We start from the raw sequence: 16,037 nt of genomic DNA, 5'->3' as shown, positions 1-16,037 counted from the left end.
AAAAGTGTTTTAATTTTTTCTTAACTTTAGAGTTTAAACTTATCTACTTCTTTATCAAGTCCTTCTACTTTTTCCTTAAGAGAAGCCGAAATCACCTTAAGTTGTTCCATCATTCCAGTTTGCTCCTGAGTGGTGGCACAGATTTCTTCTGTAGATGCAGCACTCTCTTCTGCAATTGCAGCAACGTTTTCAACTTCTTTTTGAACTTCCAGGGCAGCATCGTTCATCTCATTAGCACTAGCTGAATACTCTTCTGAAAGAGCAGCAAGATTACTGACATTCGCCTCAATATTTTTTATGCCATTTATAACCTCATTTGCGCTCTCTCTAGCTCTTGTTATCTGCTTCAAAAGTCCTGCAATGTTGACAGTAATCAAATTAAAGGATTCCATAACCTCTGAAGACAGAGACCTCCCAGCATCTACTTCTGAGAGCGCCTCTGTCATAGAAGCTGATGCAGCTTTAGTTTCTCTTCTAGTTTCGTTAATCAAGTTAGCTATTTCGTTTGCTGCTTTCTGAGACTCTTCTGCAAGTTTTCTAACTTCATCAGCAACAACAGCAAACCCCCTTCCTGCATCTCCAGCTCTTGCTGCCTCAATAGCAGCGTTTAAAGCCAAGAGATTTGTCTGATCAGCTATATTTGAAATTAAGTCAACAATTTTTCCAATATCATCAGATCTTTGATCGAGAATACCAATATTTTTGGACAAATCGTCAACTGCTTTTGCAATCCTCTCTGCCAATTCTTCTCTCTTTGTAAGTATCTCGTGACCGTTTTTAGCTTTTTTATCAACAGTGTTAGCAAGGTTATTAACCCCTAACGAAGCCTTCTGAAAGGTATCAGTATTCTTTGCAATGTTTGCAACGCTTTCCGCAATTGAAGAGGCGTTTGTAGCTTGCTCTTCTGCTCCCTTTGCAATTGCAGTAATACCCCTCATGAGTACCTGAGCGCTATTTGTCAACTTCTGTGCAATATTAGACAGGTTCTCTACGCCCTTTGCGGTTCCTTCAGAAGTCCTGGATGCCTCCTTTGCTGCAGATGATACAGAATCCGACACTTTTAAGAGTTGTTCAGAGATCTTTAAAATTTCATCTGATGAAGAGTTAATGTTAGAAATGATGCTTACAAGGCTCTGCCTCATTTTTTCAATGGATTTTGCAATAGTTCCCATTTCGTCTTCGTATACTCGCTGCATTTTAGTACTAATATCCCCTCTTGCTATTCTCTCTATTCCGTCAACAGTCTTATATATAGGCTTCATCAAGAATATTTCCAAGGCAAACAAAAGAAGAACCATACCAATTATTATTGCGAGCAAATTAAGGCCAAATTGAATTAAAGTGAAGTTAAACAATTGAGAATTATAAAATTCAGCACTTTTTGCTACAAAAAACATCCCTATTATTTTACCGTCTACGTCTTTCAATGGAGCATAATACGAATAGTAAGGTTTGCCAAATAAAGTATTCCTAATCTCTAAGGGTTTACCTTCCTTTAAAACTGTATCTATGACCTTTGGATTGTCCATCTTTGTTCCAATAGCCCTAGATCCATCTTGTTTTGTGAGAGTAGTGCTTACTCGCGTGTCATTATCAAAAAACGTCGCTTCTGCGCCCATCTTTTCTTTAATTTGATCCACGATGGAGGTAGATCCGGATATCATCATACCTGTCGAAACTGCACCAATGATCCTACCCGTTTCGTCTTTTATAGGGGCACCCGCTCTAATAGAAAGACCACTAACATTGCCTTTGGAAATTCCTGCTACCACCTCTCCCTTAAGAGCCTTATCTACTTCAACTGCCTCTTTTAATATATCAAGTCTCCTTTCAGGATCGTGCCCTCTCATCAAAACCTGTCCCTGAGTGTTCACAACCGTAACAAAAAATCCTGGATGATCCTTTACATAATTAACCAAAATAGTTTGAAGTTGTGCCATATTGTTTGACTTTATCGCAGAAACTACGTCTGGTTCTTTTGAAAGTAATATAGCCATCTGCTTTGCTGCTAAAATGTCGCTATCAAGAAGCATGCTTGCACCGTCATAAAGGGTCTTTACGTCATAGTTTGCAGAGATATTGAAAGCATTTCTTAGCTGCAACAGGCCCCCACCCGACAGAAATAGGCCAAAAACAAGAAAACTTACAAAAACAGAAAACCCTAATTTCTTTCTTAAAGATAGATCTAAAAAAAATTTAAAGAACTTTTTCATCTACTTGCCCCCTTTAAAGCAAAATATAATGTAATAATAACTATTTCTAGGATAAATTACTTTTATAATAATATTATATATCAAAAGTAAAAAAATTTTTTTATTATCATTATAACTCAATTACAAGTTATTAAATTTTACAAATAAAATAAAAACCCCTCCATCACTGGAGGGGCACACTATTAAAGATACTATCCAAACAACTTTTAGAAGTCTCCCATTCCGCCCATTCCGCCCATTCCGCCAGGGGCTGCTGGAGCCGATTCTTTCTTGGGTTTATCAGCAACAAGAGTATTTGTAGTAAGTATCATACCTGCAATTGACGCAGCATTCTGAACTGCTGAACGCGTTACCTTTGCAGGATCCACAATACCACTCTTAACCATATCCACATAAGTTCCGTTGGAAGCATCAAATCCAATGCCCGGCTTCTCTTCCTTCAGTCTTGCTACAACAACTGAACCCTCAAAACCAGCATTTGAAGCTATTTGCTTGCAAGGAACCTGAAGCGCTTTCTTTACGATGTCAAGCCCTACTTTTTCCTCACCATCAAACTGCAAGTTGTCAAGAGCTTTCAAAGCGTGTATCAGGGTTGCGCCGCCGCCAGGAACAATGCCTTCTTCGACTGCAGCACGAGTAGCTGAAAGAGCGTCTTCCATACGATGTTTCTTTTCCTTAAGCTCGGTTTCTGTAGCAGCTCCTACTTTGATTACAGCTACTCCTCCTGAAAGCTTAGCCAAACGCTCTTGGAGTTTTTCTCTGTCATAATTGGAATCTGTCTGCTCAATTTCTTTTTTAATCTGAGCTATTCTTCCTTTAATAGCCTCAACGGAACCTTTACCATTAATTATTGTAGTCTTTTCCTTTGTAACCTTTACCTTTTCAGCTCTTCCAAGGTTCTCAATCTTGGTATTTTCAAGTTTCAAACCTACATCTTCTGATATCACATCTCCGCCAGTGAGTATCGCTATATCCTGAAGCATAGCCTTTCTTCTGTCTCCAAAACCAGGTGCCTTTACAGCAACCACATTCAGGGTTTTTCTAAGCTTGTTCACAACGATCGTTGCAAGTGCTTCACCTTCTAAATCCTCGGCAATAATAAGCATTGGTTTGCCATTTCTAGCTATCTCTTCAAGAATGGGCAAGATATCTTTTAAGACACTTATCTTTTTATCGGTAATTAAGATATATGGTTCATCAAGCTCTGCTTCCATTCTTTCAGGATCGGTAACCAGATATGGGGAAACATAACCTTTATCAAACTCCATACCCTCAACTATATCAACGCTGGTTTCAATACCCTTTGACTCTTCTACAGTTATTACGCCATCTTTTCCAACCTTGTCCATCGCTTCAGCAACCTTTTCACCAATAAACCTATCGTTGGCCGAAATGGTCGCCACCTGTGCAATAGCCTCTTTTGTCTCAACGGGTAAGCTCATTTTTTTAATCTCTTGTATTACTACTTCTACAGCTTTTTCTATGCCTCTCTTAATTGAAAGAGGAGAAGCACCTGCTGCAACCATCTTAAGGCCTTCCTGAACCATAGCCTGGGCTAGAACAGTCGCAGTTGTTGTTCCATCACCCGCTATATCATTAGTCTTAGAAGCAACTTCTTTCAAAAGCTGGGCTCCCATATTTTCATATGGATCTTCTAATTCAATTTCCTTGGCAATGGTTACACCATCATTAGTAATGGTAGGCGATCCCCACTTTTTTTCCAATACCACATTTCTTCCTTTTGGTCCTAAAGTCACCTTTACAGCATCAGCAACAGCGTTTACGCCCTTTTCAAGAGCTCTCCTTGCCTCTTCATCAAATGCTATCATTTTAGCAGCCATAAATTCACCTCCTGATTATCCTTTAATAGCATATATATCGCGTTCTGAAAGGATTAGATAATCCTTTGAGTTAATCTTAATCTCTGTACCACCATACTTGGCAAACACAACTCTGTCTCCTACTTTTACCTCCAGCGGAACCCTCGTTCCATTGTCAAGAATCCTTCCTGGCCCAACCGCTACTACGATTCCTTCTTGTGGTTTTTCTTTTGCAGTGTCTGGCAATACAATACCCGATAAAGTTTTCTCTTCAGCTTCCACAGGCTCTACAATTATGCGATCGCCCAATGGTTTAAGATTCATAGAATCACCTCCATAAGTTTTTAACAATTGTTAGCACTCACTTAAGATGAATACTAACAACAGAATATTATATTATCTAAGCATTAAATGTCAAGAGGCAAAAACAGATATTTTTAAGATTTAAAGGTAGTCAGTTGGACGTTTTTTTGACAGAGTAAAAATTAATATTCCAGATACAATTAAACACAAAGCTAAAAACAAATATGCCAGTGTATACGATCCTGTATAACTTTTTATAATTCCAATTAAAAATGGACCTACCCATCCTCCTATATTTCCAATAGAATTAATCAAACCAATTGCACCTGCAGCTGCAGTTTCTGACAAAAAGGTAGTAGGAACAGACCACCAAACTCCCATTCCACTATATACGCCTATTGCAGCAAGGTTAATAAAAACAAAGTTTAAAATTGGATCAGTAGTTAGTGCTATACCAGCTAAACCTATAGCTCCTACAAATAGCGGCAGTGCTACATGATATCTCTTTTCACCACTTTTAGAAGACGAATTTCCAACAATTAAAAATCCTATTAGAGAAAGCACCATTGGTATTGTAACCAAAAAACTAACATTTGCGTTAGATAAGCCTGAAACCGATTTCAAAACAGTGGGCAACCAAAATCCAAAACCCCAAAAGCCTACTATCCACATGAAATATATAAAACCAAGCTTTAGAACCTCAGGATCTTTGAGACCTTCCCACAATGTGTATTTTCTTACCTTGTTTTTAGCGGTTATTTCATGCTGATAAAGATCAGAAAATAGAAGTTTTTCTTCATCTGTTAACCAACTTACATCTTTAGGCCAATCTTTGAGCCAAAACCATAAAACTATACCAAGAAGAAGCGACAAGCAACCCTCTACAAGAAATAAAAGCTGCCATCCAACTAAATTAAACATTGATGTCCCAATTATAATGCCCGCTAATGGAGATCCAATAATACTTGCAACCAGTAGAGAGGTGAGCATAATAGAAATTGCTCTGGCTCTTTCATTTGGCGCAAACCACCTTGGAAAAAAGATGGCATAACACACTGGATAAAAGCTTGCTTCAGCAGCCCCTATTAAAAACCTAATAATATAAAATTCAATCGGAGTCCTAACAAACATCATCAAAGTCGTAGCTATACTCCAGGTGATAAGAATTCTTACAATCCATTTTGACGCGCTCCACTTTGCTGCAAATATTGCACCAGGAACTTCAAAAATTATATATCCCCAAAACAGAATACCCGCACCAAAGCCGAAAACCTCAGGTGAAAAACCTAAAGCCTTATTCATAGTTAGTGCAGCGTAACTCAAATTGAGACGATCTAGAAACGCCAATACAGAAGCAATAAACAATGGTAAAATGACGTTGAAATACCTTCTACTCAATGTTCTTTTTAACATATCATCCAATTGACTTCTGTCCAACACCAAAACCTCCCTTGAAAATTAGTATTACGTATTATATAGCAAAAAGGTATAGAAATTTAAAACCAAATTTATACACTTGATTTATTAAGTTATTAAATCTTTAGGTATATAATATGCATACACCAAATTCTTTATTTAAGGAGAGAATATGAAAAGACATATTTTTTTGCAATACTCTTCTTTATTTTTCTATTATTTACTCCTCTTAATGGAATAGCAAGAGCTGATATTTTCCATTTGATAATAAGATCTGGAGTCAATTATAAATAAATTGATAATATAAATTCAGCACTTAATATCACCAGCGAGATTATCAAGGATTATGGCTAGTATTGAACGACAGAATAAATGTTGTCTTAACAAGTGGTAAAGAAGACTATAAAAATGCTTTAATTGAGTACTTTCATTATTCAGAGGCCTTAGCAGAAAAGGAAGCAAGCATAACAGGAGGGGAAAGCTCCACAAAAGAGCCTATCGTTATAATCAGAAGCTCTGATAGGCTTGGCAAGTATAAAGTAGAAGCATTCGGGGCCTTCCGCACGAGATCTTTCACCAGATTCAGACAGTATGGAAAACAAACAAATGTGCCAATATGGTTTGAAGAGGGAACCGCAGAAGCATTCAGGTACATTGCCCAAGTAAAAGCTGGTGTTATTTCAAAAGAGATAGCGTTTCAAGGCCCGCTTGCAAGACTGAACGTGTACGTAAAGTTAACCAATAACTCTTTGCCAAACCCAGAAACTTTAAATGAAATTACCTGGAGAGATTGCATGTCAAAAAAGTTCCTGTATACTCTCTTGCCACTCTTATGGTTCTTCACTTAGCAGTGGATAATTTTTCGAAAATTCAAGAAGCATATAGACTTATGCACGAAAACGTATCCTGGAGCAGAGCCTTTACTGAGGTATTTAGCGTTACACCCAATGATTTTTACAAAGACGTTATAAAAAAGATAAACTTTGAAATTGAGCACTCATAACTTTTAAGCAACCAAAAATATTTCTGTGCAAAGTCAATATTGCAAACTTTTATTTGCCTAAAAACACGTTCTCTTTCCAAAAACCCTCATAAATAATTTTACCCTTAGAGTTCCTAAAGGTTCCATAGCCATCTCTTAAACCATTTTAAACTCGCCCGTATAAACGCTGCCATCTTTATATTTTATCGAACCCTTTCCGTTGTAAAAGCCTCTTTTAAACTCACCTTCATATAAAACAACGTTTGAATTTTTGTTCAAATATTCGACCTTGCCAAAGCCGTCAAAAACGCAGTCTTTTAAATTTCCTTCATATTTATAGTTTTATAGTTTGGAGTCTCAATTGTTGCATACCCTTCTCGCACACCGTTTTTTATAAACCCAGAATACTTATAAAATTCGTTTCCATTTTTGTCATAAATAATAAAGATTCCTTCGCCATTCGTTAAACCGTTTTCACATGGTCCCGACCAGGATGCTGACTCTTTTTGCGCTAAAGGTCTCAATAACCTTATCTGACAAGAAGAGTTAGGATCTTCCATATTTGATATAATAAAAAAATGGATGAGAAATTTCTTATAGAAACGATTAAAGGAAAGACATCATACATACGGGGTCCTGTAAACTGTGGATTTTATGAAAACTGCATGATAGATACTCCATGGGAGATGCACAATCACAAAAAGATAAACCCACAATATTTGCTTTTAACTCATGGACACGCAGATCACTTCAGAATGGCCTTTTTATTTAGAGGAAAAGGAACAAAGGTAGTGGCCCCCAAAGAAGAGTGTATCTTCGTAGAAAATCCGGAAATAAACGTAAGGGCAACTTTTAGCTGGGCCATACCTCCCGATGCAATGGTCAGCTCTCTTATGAAAGGCATTCCATGCAAAGTCGATATATACAGCGAGAACTTTTTTTATCCAGGAATTACAGTAGTCCCCCTGCCAGGCCATTCTATATCTCAGGTGGGCTATCTTACATCCGATAAAATTTTTTTCACAGGCGATGCGCTATACACAAAGGAACTGTGGAAAACATTTCCATTGCCATATTCCATCGACCCTTTACTAGTAAAACAGTCTCTTAAGAGAATCGGCAGCATTGAATTTGATTACCTTGTTCCAGGTCATGGCAAGATCCTGTCTAAAAGGGAGGCAACAGAAGAGATAGAATATCATATAGAGAAGATTAACGAGATAGATGACCTTATCCTAAAGCTTTTGGAATCTCCCTGCTCAACTGAAGAGATAATATCAGACGTCTTATCATCACTTGAAATAGACAATTCTCTTGCTCAGTATTGGATTGCAGTAACTGTTATAAAGAGCCACCTGAGCGCTCTTACCAGGGTAAATAAGGTTGACTTCTTTTTAGAAAACGCAAGGGTTTATTGGGAAAGGGTTAAATAAGCTCAAACTTATCGGCATTAAAAAGCCCATTGACAGTGAGCTTTACATGATCAATTACTTCAAGCGCCATAAAGCTTAGCGTGCCAAACAGATCTCGCTTAGCTTACAGCCATTTTTTTTAACAATAGCGTTCAACCTGCCCAATTCAGAAATTAAATTGTCTTCATCTAAGTTTGATAATATACCAGCAAGAGGCAATACTACTTGTGTAAAATATTCTCCATCAAAGTATACAAGCCCCCCCTCTAAGGAGTTAAGAAATGCTTTTGAAAATCTTTTTTGCTTTGTATTAAAATTGTCTATTATTTTACCGTTAACTATTACCTTACAAATCTCAAATTCTTTAAAATCCTTAAATAAAACAAGGTTGGCGAAACTTCCCTCTTTGACTTGAGAGTAAATATTTAAGCCATAATGATTAAGAGTGTTATATGAAATTAGATTTTCTCTTATGCCAACAGAGGCTTTAATAAATATATTTCTTTCAAAGTCTGGTATAAAACAGTTATTAATTGCAACGTCAAGCATTACTTGCCTCTAGATTATCTTAATTTAACAATATTTCAATTGTATCACCAACTCTTACTATACCTCCCTCTTCTACCGATGCAAAATAACCCTCCTTTGGCATTATGCAGTCACCTATTCTATTATAGATTGCACACTTTGTGTGGCACTCTTTTCCAATTTGACTAATAGATATTATAGAATTGCCCAATTTCAATTTTGTTCCTATTGTAAGTGTGCTTAGATCTATATCAACAGTAAAATTTTCTGCAAAATCTCCAAAATTCAAGTCCTTATTTTTTTCTCTAGCTCTATCTAGACTAAATATGCTTAAAAGGCTAACTTGTCTGTGACCAAAGCCAAAATGTGCATCGCCTTTAATCCCAAAATTTTTTACCAATAAAACTTCATTAACTGGTTTTTTAATATCGCCCTTTTTCTTGCTAACATTTATAGACAATATTTTTCCCATAATTAATCTCCTTAAATAGGATAGTTTATTTATAAACTTAATTATTAGACTTATAAAAAAGCCACTAAAGTGGCCTTTTTATAATTTATAAAATTTATACAGGAAGATTAAGCTTCTTTCTCTTCTTGTTTATGTGATTAATCATCAGTTCTGCCATCTTATGCGGATCAGTATCCACTGCAAAACAGGCACCGACTACGTTAGTCAAGCCATTAAGTGCCAGATCCGTGACGAGTTTGCTTCCAGTAATGTTTGGAGTCACTCCTAAGACAGTATAAACACCGCTTGCTACAAAATAAAGCCCAATAGAGAGTGCCTTTTCCGAATACCACTCAGGCGCTGATCCTGCCACGGGAAGATCAGAGATATCGACGCCAAGCTCTTTTGCCACCAAACCGCAAAGGTGCAATATTCTTGAATTGTCTACGCAGCTTCCCACATGAAGTGCAGGAGGTATATTAAGAGCCTTACAGACTGAGCTCAAACCAGTACCAGCAAGTGATGCTGCTTCAGGCATATAAAGTCCTGCTTTTCCCATAGCTACAGCAGAACAGCCCGTTCCTAAAACCAGAATATCATTTTTTATTAATTCCTTTGTAAGAGTTACGTGACAATAATCGTGTTTCCTTCTCGGATTATTACATCCAACAAGCCCTGCAACTCCTCTTATTTTCCCTGACTTTATAGCATCAAGAAGTGGAGCAAGGGAACCGCCTAAAGCCTCCAATATTGCCTCGTTTGAAAAACCGCTCATCATTGAAACAGGTTCAACAGGAATTAAGACTCTGTTTTTATCCCTCTTCTTATAGAGCTCAATTGCCATTTCAACGAGCTTTTGCGCCTGCGTTCGAGCGTTCTTTACGCTAAACTCTACATGCTCAGCTCCTGGAAATTTCGCCTTTGGAGAGGTAGTAACCATTTTGGTATGATAACAATTCATAGCGGGTATCAGGCCTGGCATTATACACTGATAATCTACTATGACTAATTCTACGACGCCTGTAGCGATAGCCAACTCTGTCATAAGGTGATTTCCAGCCATCGGTATACCCTGTCTCATTAAAAGCTCGTTGCCAGTGCAGCAAAGACCTGCCAGATTTATACCCTTTGCGCCTGCAGCCCTTGCCCTCTCAATGTTATTTTTATCCCTAACTGCAGTTAAGACTGCCTCTGAAACTATAGGGCTGTGCCCATGAACGAGTATATTGATTTCGTCTTCTTTAAGAACTCCCAGGTTAACTTTTGACTCTACAGGCTTAGGGGTGCCAAAAAGGATATCAGATAGCTCTGTTGCAACCATTGAACCGCCCCAACCATCAGACAGCGATACTCTTGCCGCATGTAAGAGCAAACTTACAGGATCTTGATCTACTCCCATATGAGTTCTGTGCATCATTTCTACCACTTCACGATCAACGCCTCTTGGCGATATAGTCAGGGATTCCCAAAGCTTTCTCCTTACCTCTGGCACCCTCATAGTAAACCCAATATTACCCTTCTTTATACCAAACTCATCAAAAAGTGTGCTGGATAGATCCTTTGCTACTTGCAGAGTCTCTTTCCCCTCCGTATTAATGCCTAATTCCTTGGCTATCCTTAGAAGCTTATCTACATCTCTAATCTCATAGCTTTGCGTTTCTGAGTTTGCAACCGCATCAAGGGTTTCGAGTAGATCCCTTCCATGATCAGAGTGAGCCGCAGCGCCAGCTGCAACGCCCCTGCCAAAATTTCTCGCCACAATTGTATCTGCATTAGCACCACATACGCCAAGACTTCTTGCTTTACCAGGTACTATTCTACAGGGCCCCATAGAGCAATTTCTACATGAAAGGCCCTGCTTACAAAATGTACACTGTGGTTGCTGAGCTTTAAACCTATCCCAAACAGTAACAACGCCGTCCTTTTCGGCCTTTTCGATCATAATCTGAGCATCTTTACAGATACTTAACTCTTCGATCTCTTCCTGGCTTCTTGCCATTTTGGTCCTCCTTATTCAAAAATTTAAATATATCAGAAAAAACAGTATCGCAATATTTTCTTTGCTCAATATCTAAGATACACGAATTGGAAACGCTGACTCTTACAAGATCTGGAAGAAAATCTATATAATTTACTCTATCAAAGTAATCAAAAGCATCAAACTTAAGATTGACCTGAGATACTTTATTAAAGATAAGAAATTTTTTTGTTAATCCAAGTTCAGATGCCATTAAAGATATACTTTTTGCTGTCTTAAAACTTATAAATGTTGGTTCACTAACAACTATTAAAGCATCCATACCCTCTACTGTACCTCTACCTAAATGTTCGATCCCCCCCTCCAGATCTACCAAAATTATTTCGTCTCTCTCGAGCAATATGTGCGCGAGAAGGGCTTTGAGAAAAGCATTAGCACTACAAGAACATCCACTACCTGCTGCCTTTATTCCACCAAGTATCAATAACTTAATATTGTCTTTTGTAACACAGTATCTTTCAGGGATATCCTCTACTTTTGGATTTAGATTTATAATACCGCTCCCCACTCTGGAATTAATCAACTCTAACTCTTCTGATATAGGAATTGGCAATTGACCTTCAGAAAACCCTAAAGCAAGACCAAGTGTCGCATTTGAATCGGCATCTATCAAGAGCACATCTTTTCCCTGCCGAGAGAGATAATCAGCAAACCACGCACAAACAGTAGTCTTCCCTACCCCGCCTTTACCAGCTACAGCAATCTTCAAAGTTTACCCTCCTTTGGGTAAATCCTATAATACTAGCTTAGATTATGAATTATTATACCAATAACTTTATATATAAAAGATTAAAATATAAATTAATAAATATTATTAAGTTATAAAAATTTTATATAATTGTAAAATTAAATTTGAAGAATTATTTTTCTACTAACTCGTCCTCTTCCCAGACACCACTTTCAATCCCTCCATCAGGAGTGACAAGTTTGCCCTCGCCATGTTTTAAATCTTCTTTCCACTCCCCCACATATCTTGTCATATCTGGTAAAACCAGCACGCCGAATCCATGTCTTTTACCATTAAAATAGCCACCTGCATACCAGGAACCATCCGAATAGGTAACCACAGCTCTACCCTCAGTCCTGTTCATATTAAACGTTCCTGCAAATCTCGTGCCGTCAGCCTGACAAAATATACCCTGACCATTAAAGTGGTCATGATAAAATTCGCCTATATAGAAAGTTCCATCAGGCCATGAAAATTCTCCCTTTCCCTGCTTTTTGCCTTCTACCCAATCCCCTTCATAGTAGCGCCCATCAGGGAAGCTAAGCCTTCCATAGCCGTTCTCTTTATCATCCTTCCATTCTCCAACATATTGTCTCCCATCGTGAAAAGTAAAGATGCCGTAGCCATTTATCCTATCATTCGCCCATTCACCATCATATTCATCGCCAGTAAGCCATATTATTCTACCTCTCCCATGTCTTTTGCCCTGAACAAAATCTCCTTCGTAGATTGTGCCATCAACATAAACTAATTTGCCTTTACCATGAGGTTCATTATTTAAAGTAGTCCCTTCATAAATTGCTCCATTTTCAAATACAATTTTTTCATTAGCGCTGTTCTCCATAAGTATCCCCTTTCAATTCACGTTCTCAAATTTCATAACGCAGTTACACTAAAGATTTTTTTAGTATAACAAATTTTTTAATACTGAGGTTAAATAAAAAATTTAACATATAAAAAGTTTTAGAAATAAGTTATATAATACAGTAGTATATAAAAAACCAGTTGTTATCATGGAGGTTTTAAATGAACTATAGATACCTTTTCTTGCTAACAATGGGTCACCTCTTCACCGATCTAAATCAGGGCGCTCTTCCCGCTTTATTGCCATTCATGATATCGTATCACGGTCTGAACTATGCAGCTGCTGCAGGACTTATTTTCGCTGCTAATTTTTTGTCTTCTGTAGTTCAACCAATTTTTGGAGTAATGGCAGACAAGCATGCAAAGGCATGGATGATGATACTTGGAATTTTTTTGGCGGGATTTGGCATCGGCCTTTCAAGTTATATACCAAATTACTTAATATTGTTTTTTATTATCTCTATAAGTGGTCTTGGCGTGGCAATGTTTCACCCTGAGGGCGCTCTCTTAGCGAACAAGCTGGCAGGTCAAAAAAAGGCAAGCGGGCTTTCACTATTTGCGCTTGGTGGCAATGGCGGATATGCATTTGGACCAATTATTGCTACTGTATCAATACTAAATTTTGGGTTTCATGCTACTATTATTTTATTTTTCTTAAGCCTATTTATGGCAATTATACTTCTACCTCACATCCCATTTTTTGATAAAATACTCCAAAGCCCAAAAGAAACTAAAACTCTTTGGGCAAAAAATACAAAAAATCAGATTAAAGCATTTTTTATATTAACGATGATAGTCTTTTGTAGGTCTGGTATATTCTTCGGATTAAATACATTTATTCCTCTCTTTTGGATACATCATTATCACGCTTCACAAACCGAAGGAAGCATTGCATTAACTATTTTCTTTTTAATGGGGACAATTGGAACAATTTTGGGTGGCAATTTAGCTGATAGATTAGGATACGTCAATATCGTAAGATCTGGCTTTATTTTACTTTTACCAGCCCTTCTTGCTTTTCCTTTTATAAACAATCAGGTTTTGGCAATGATATTTCTATTGCCTATAGGCTTTGCAGTATATATGGCGTTTAGTCCAATGGTAGTTCTTGGTCAAAAATATCTTCCAAATAGCATGGGTTTAGCATCGGGGATAACAATAGGACTTGCTGTTAGCGTGGGAGGTATAATTGCACCTTTATTAGGAGTATTAGCAGACAGTTTTGGGCTAATTTCTGCGTTTTATGCGATAGCTATAATACCTCTTATAGCCGTACCCTTATCCTTTTGCCTACCAAAGGACTAAGATTCTATGTCTCGTTCCTTTACATATGTTTTTAACACATTATATACAGCTTCGTGATGTGAACCCTTGTCCAAATACATCGCATCGTCAGCTTTTCTAAAGATCTCTTGCATATCATCTCCAGGCACGTGTCCAAATGCCACGCCAAAAGAGAGATATAAAGGCACATGTTCGCCTTCAGTTAAGCCGGAAACTTTTTTTAGCCTATCTATGGCTTTGTTTAAATCGTCGTTTCTATAATCAATACAAATTACCGCAAATTCATCTCCACCAATTCTACACACTTCTCCAAGTTCTTTAAAAATACTTTCTAATAAACGAGCTGTACGAATTATTAGGTTATCTCCTTCTGCGTGCCCTATCCTATCGTTTGCCCATTTTAAGCAGTCAATATCAACCACAACTATTGCAACTTTTCTTCTTAGTCTTGAAATACTAAGCTTAGCTAACTCCTCTTCAAAAAATCTTCTATTGTATATTCCTGTAAGAGAGTCTCTATAACTTAAAAATTCAAGATTTCTCTGATATTCAACTTTGTCAGAAACATCTGCCGCTGTGCCAAAAAGATAAATACCGTCATCATCAAGTAAATATGTCAAAAGTATTTCTAAATATATTAAGTTGCCGTTTTTATGAAGGCCTGTAATTATAGAATGAAAACGATTGCCCTTAATTGTACCTTCATCAGTAACAGCAGACTTTATTGCCTCTTGCCCATCCTGAGTAAACAGATCAAGTAGAGATTTTACCAAAAGTTCTGCAATAGAGTAGCCAAAAATACTTGCAAATTGTACGTTTGCATATCTAAAGGTAAAGTCAGGCGCAAGCATAAATATTCCAGTAAGCGAGTTGTCAACTAAGGCCCTATATCTTCTTTCTGCAGATCTTAATTCCTTATTAACAGCTTCTAGCTCTTTATCCTTTTTATCTAATTGTGTCCAGATGTTTACAATATTATTAAAAAGTTGCTTAAACTCTAAAGTAAACTTTTCTGAATCTATAGAATCTATCTCTCTGACGTCCTTTTTTGTATCATTAAAAACTTTTTCAAGGACTTTAAGGGGTTTTGATACTTCTTTATAAACAAAAAAATAACTAAACAATAGTAACATTAGAAGTACAAACAAGCTAAATAGTACTCCAAAAAATGTTAATTTTATAATGCTTAAGAAAGAAAAAGAGGATATGGCACAATAAATAGACCATCCAGTACCTGCCAATCTTACTTCACTGCCAAGCCACCTGTCAAAAAATATAAGCGATAAAAAATTAATAGGATTTAATAAAAAGCTCTTGTAATCATTTCTTGTAAATTGATAAGAATTCCCAGGGGAAGAAACAAGAACATTTGAGTTCTGATCTAGTAAAGCAAATCTAATATTATAACCATTACCGATTAGTGAACTATTTATAGGATTTATCAGCTTATATAAGGTCTCAAGCGGAATTGTTGCAATTATCACACCTCTTATAAAATTTTTTTCTGAAAAAACCGGCACAGCAAACGTTATTGCCTTTTTATTACTTATCCTTAATAGAAGAAGTCCTGAGAGCGCTTTCTCTCCTTTCATAGCATCTATAAAATAGCTTCTATCTGCTACAGAAACATCTTTTATGCTGTTTGAAGAGTATATAATTTGACCAAACATATTAGCATATGCAATATTTTGAGCTTCCGGAAATAAACCCTTTAGATTCTTTAACACTGTTTCTGAATCAAAAGATTCGTTCTTTATACTATCAATAGAAGAAATTATTTCAAGCTTATAGAATTCGCTTGAAATAAAGTTCTCTAATGTGCTTTTATACCTTTCGGTTACAGAGTCAAGGGCATTTGAAATATCACTTTTCACATCCTGGTATTGGATAAAAAGAGTACACAAAAAAAATAGAAATGGAATCAAAAAGGATACTACAATTACTATTAAGAGCCTACACCTTATACTCCTTAGGTTACAATTTGTAATAAACTTCAAAC

At 36.9% G+C, this 16,037-nt stretch carries 15 protein-coding genes; 3 read left to right on the top strand and 12 right to left on the bottom strand.

Going from position 1 to position 16,037, the window contains the following annotated elements; all coding sequences use genetic code 11:
- Positions 1-26: 26 nt before the first annotated feature.
- From TDSAC_RS00230 to TDSAC_RS00215, 4 genes are all read right to left on the bottom strand, one after another.
- A complete protein-coding gene (locus TDSAC_RS00230; protein ID WP_108307709.1) occupies positions 27-2,213 on the bottom strand; it encodes a methyl-accepting chemotaxis protein in 2,187 nt (728 codons plus the stop codon).
- Between the two features lie 206 nt (positions 2,214-2,419).
- Positions 2,420-4,054: a chaperonin GroEL gene (groL, locus tag TDSAC_RS00225; protein ID WP_108307706.1), complete on the bottom strand. Its 1,635-nt coding sequence runs from the start codon at positions 4,052-4,054 to the stop codon at positions 2,420-2,422.
- Between the two features lie 15 nt (positions 4,055-4,069).
- On the bottom strand, positions 4,070-4,357 hold the full coding sequence (groES, locus tag TDSAC_RS00220; protein ID WP_108307704.1) for a co-chaperone GroES: 288 nt from the start codon (positions 4,355-4,357) through the stop codon (positions 4,070-4,072).
- A 120-nt stretch (positions 4,358-4,477) separates the two neighbouring features.
- On the bottom strand, positions 4,478-5,773 hold the full coding sequence (locus tag TDSAC_RS00215) for an MFS transporter (protein WP_321165935.1): 1,296 nt from the start codon (positions 5,771-5,773) through the stop codon (positions 4,478-4,480).
- Between the two features lie 335 nt (positions 5,774-6,108).
- Between TDSAC_RS00215 and TDSAC_RS00210 the strand changes: the two genes are divergently transcribed.
- Positions 6,109-6,600, top strand: coding sequence for a hypothetical protein (locus tag TDSAC_RS00210; RefSeq protein WP_108307699.1), 492 nt, complete (start codon positions 6,109-6,111; stop codon positions 6,598-6,600).
- A 290-nt stretch (positions 6,601-6,890) separates the two neighbouring features.
- On the opposite strand, the gene TDSAC_RS00205 is transcribed toward TDSAC_RS00210, so the two are convergent.
- Positions 6,891-7,013, bottom strand: coding sequence for a hypothetical protein (locus tag TDSAC_RS00205; RefSeq protein ID WP_108307697.1), 123 nt, complete (start codon positions 7,011-7,013; stop codon positions 6,891-6,893).
- Between the two features lie 38 nt (positions 7,014-7,051).
- Entirely contained in the window at positions 7,052-7,294 is a 243-nt protein-coding gene (locus TDSAC_RS00200) for a hypothetical protein (RefSeq protein ID WP_150130255.1), read from the bottom strand.
- An 18-nt stretch (positions 7,295-7,312) separates the two neighbouring features.
- Between TDSAC_RS00200 and TDSAC_RS00195 the strand changes: the two genes are divergently transcribed.
- Positions 7,313-8,167, top strand: coding sequence for an MBL fold metallo-hydrolase (locus TDSAC_RS00195; RefSeq protein WP_108307692.1), 855 nt, complete (start codon positions 7,313-7,315; stop codon positions 8,165-8,167).
- A 75-nt stretch (positions 8,168-8,242) separates the two neighbouring features.
- Here TDSAC_RS00195 and TDSAC_RS00190 read toward each other — a convergent pair whose 3' ends face one another.
- The 5 genes from TDSAC_RS00190 to TDSAC_RS00170 form a co-directional block, all read right to left on the bottom strand.
- A complete protein-coding gene (locus TDSAC_RS00190; protein WP_108307690.1) occupies positions 8,243-8,695 on the bottom strand; it encodes an adenine deaminase C-terminal domain-containing protein in 453 nt (150 codons plus the stop codon).
- Between the two features lie 19 nt (positions 8,696-8,714).
- Entirely contained in the window at positions 8,715-9,146 is a 432-nt protein-coding gene (locus tag TDSAC_RS00185) for an MOSC domain-containing protein (protein WP_108307688.1), read from the bottom strand.
- Between the two features lie 94 nt (positions 9,147-9,240).
- A complete protein-coding gene (gene cooS, locus TDSAC_RS00180) occupies positions 9,241-11,124 on the bottom strand; it encodes an anaerobic carbon-monoxide dehydrogenase catalytic subunit (protein ID WP_108307686.1) in 1,884 nt (627 codons plus the stop codon).
- Positions 11,081-11,872 carry an ATP-binding protein gene (locus TDSAC_RS00175; RefSeq protein ID WP_108307684.1) on the bottom strand — a complete coding sequence of 264 codons (792 nt, stop codon included), beginning with the start codon at positions 11,870-11,872 and terminating at the stop codon, positions 11,081-11,083. The genes cooS and TDSAC_RS00175 overlap by 44 nt, the downstream gene beginning before the upstream one ends.
- A 151-nt stretch (positions 11,873-12,023) precedes the next feature.
- Positions 12,024-12,734 carry an MORN repeat-containing protein gene (locus TDSAC_RS00170; RefSeq protein WP_108307682.1) on the bottom strand — a complete coding sequence of 237 codons (711 nt, stop codon included), beginning with the start codon at positions 12,732-12,734 and terminating at the stop codon, positions 12,024-12,026.
- A gap of 182 nt (positions 12,735-12,916) precedes the next feature.
- Between TDSAC_RS00170 and TDSAC_RS00165 the strand changes: the two genes are divergently transcribed.
- Positions 12,917-14,059, top strand: a complete 1,143-nt coding sequence (locus TDSAC_RS00165) for an MFS transporter (protein WP_108307679.1) — start codon at positions 12,917-12,919, stop codon at positions 14,057-14,059.
- Here TDSAC_RS00165 and TDSAC_RS00160 read toward each other — a convergent pair.
- The gene (locus TDSAC_RS00160; protein WP_108307673.1) at positions 14,056-16,035 is read right to left on the bottom strand and encodes a sensor domain-containing diguanylate cyclase; all 1,980 of its coding nucleotides are present in this window, start codon (positions 16,033-16,035) and stop codon (positions 14,056-14,058) included. The genes TDSAC_RS00165 and TDSAC_RS00160 overlap by 4 nt on opposite strands.
- Positions 16,036-16,037 lie beyond the last annotated feature (2 nt).

It is taken from the genome of Thermodesulfobium acidiphilum (assembly GCF_003057965.1).
GTDB lineage: Bacteria > Thermodesulfobiota > Thermodesulfobiia > Thermodesulfobiales > Thermodesulfobiaceae > Thermodesulfobium > Thermodesulfobium acidiphilum.
Note: the sequence above shows the minus strand (reverse complement) of the source record. Positions and strands in the feature narration are given on the sequence as shown.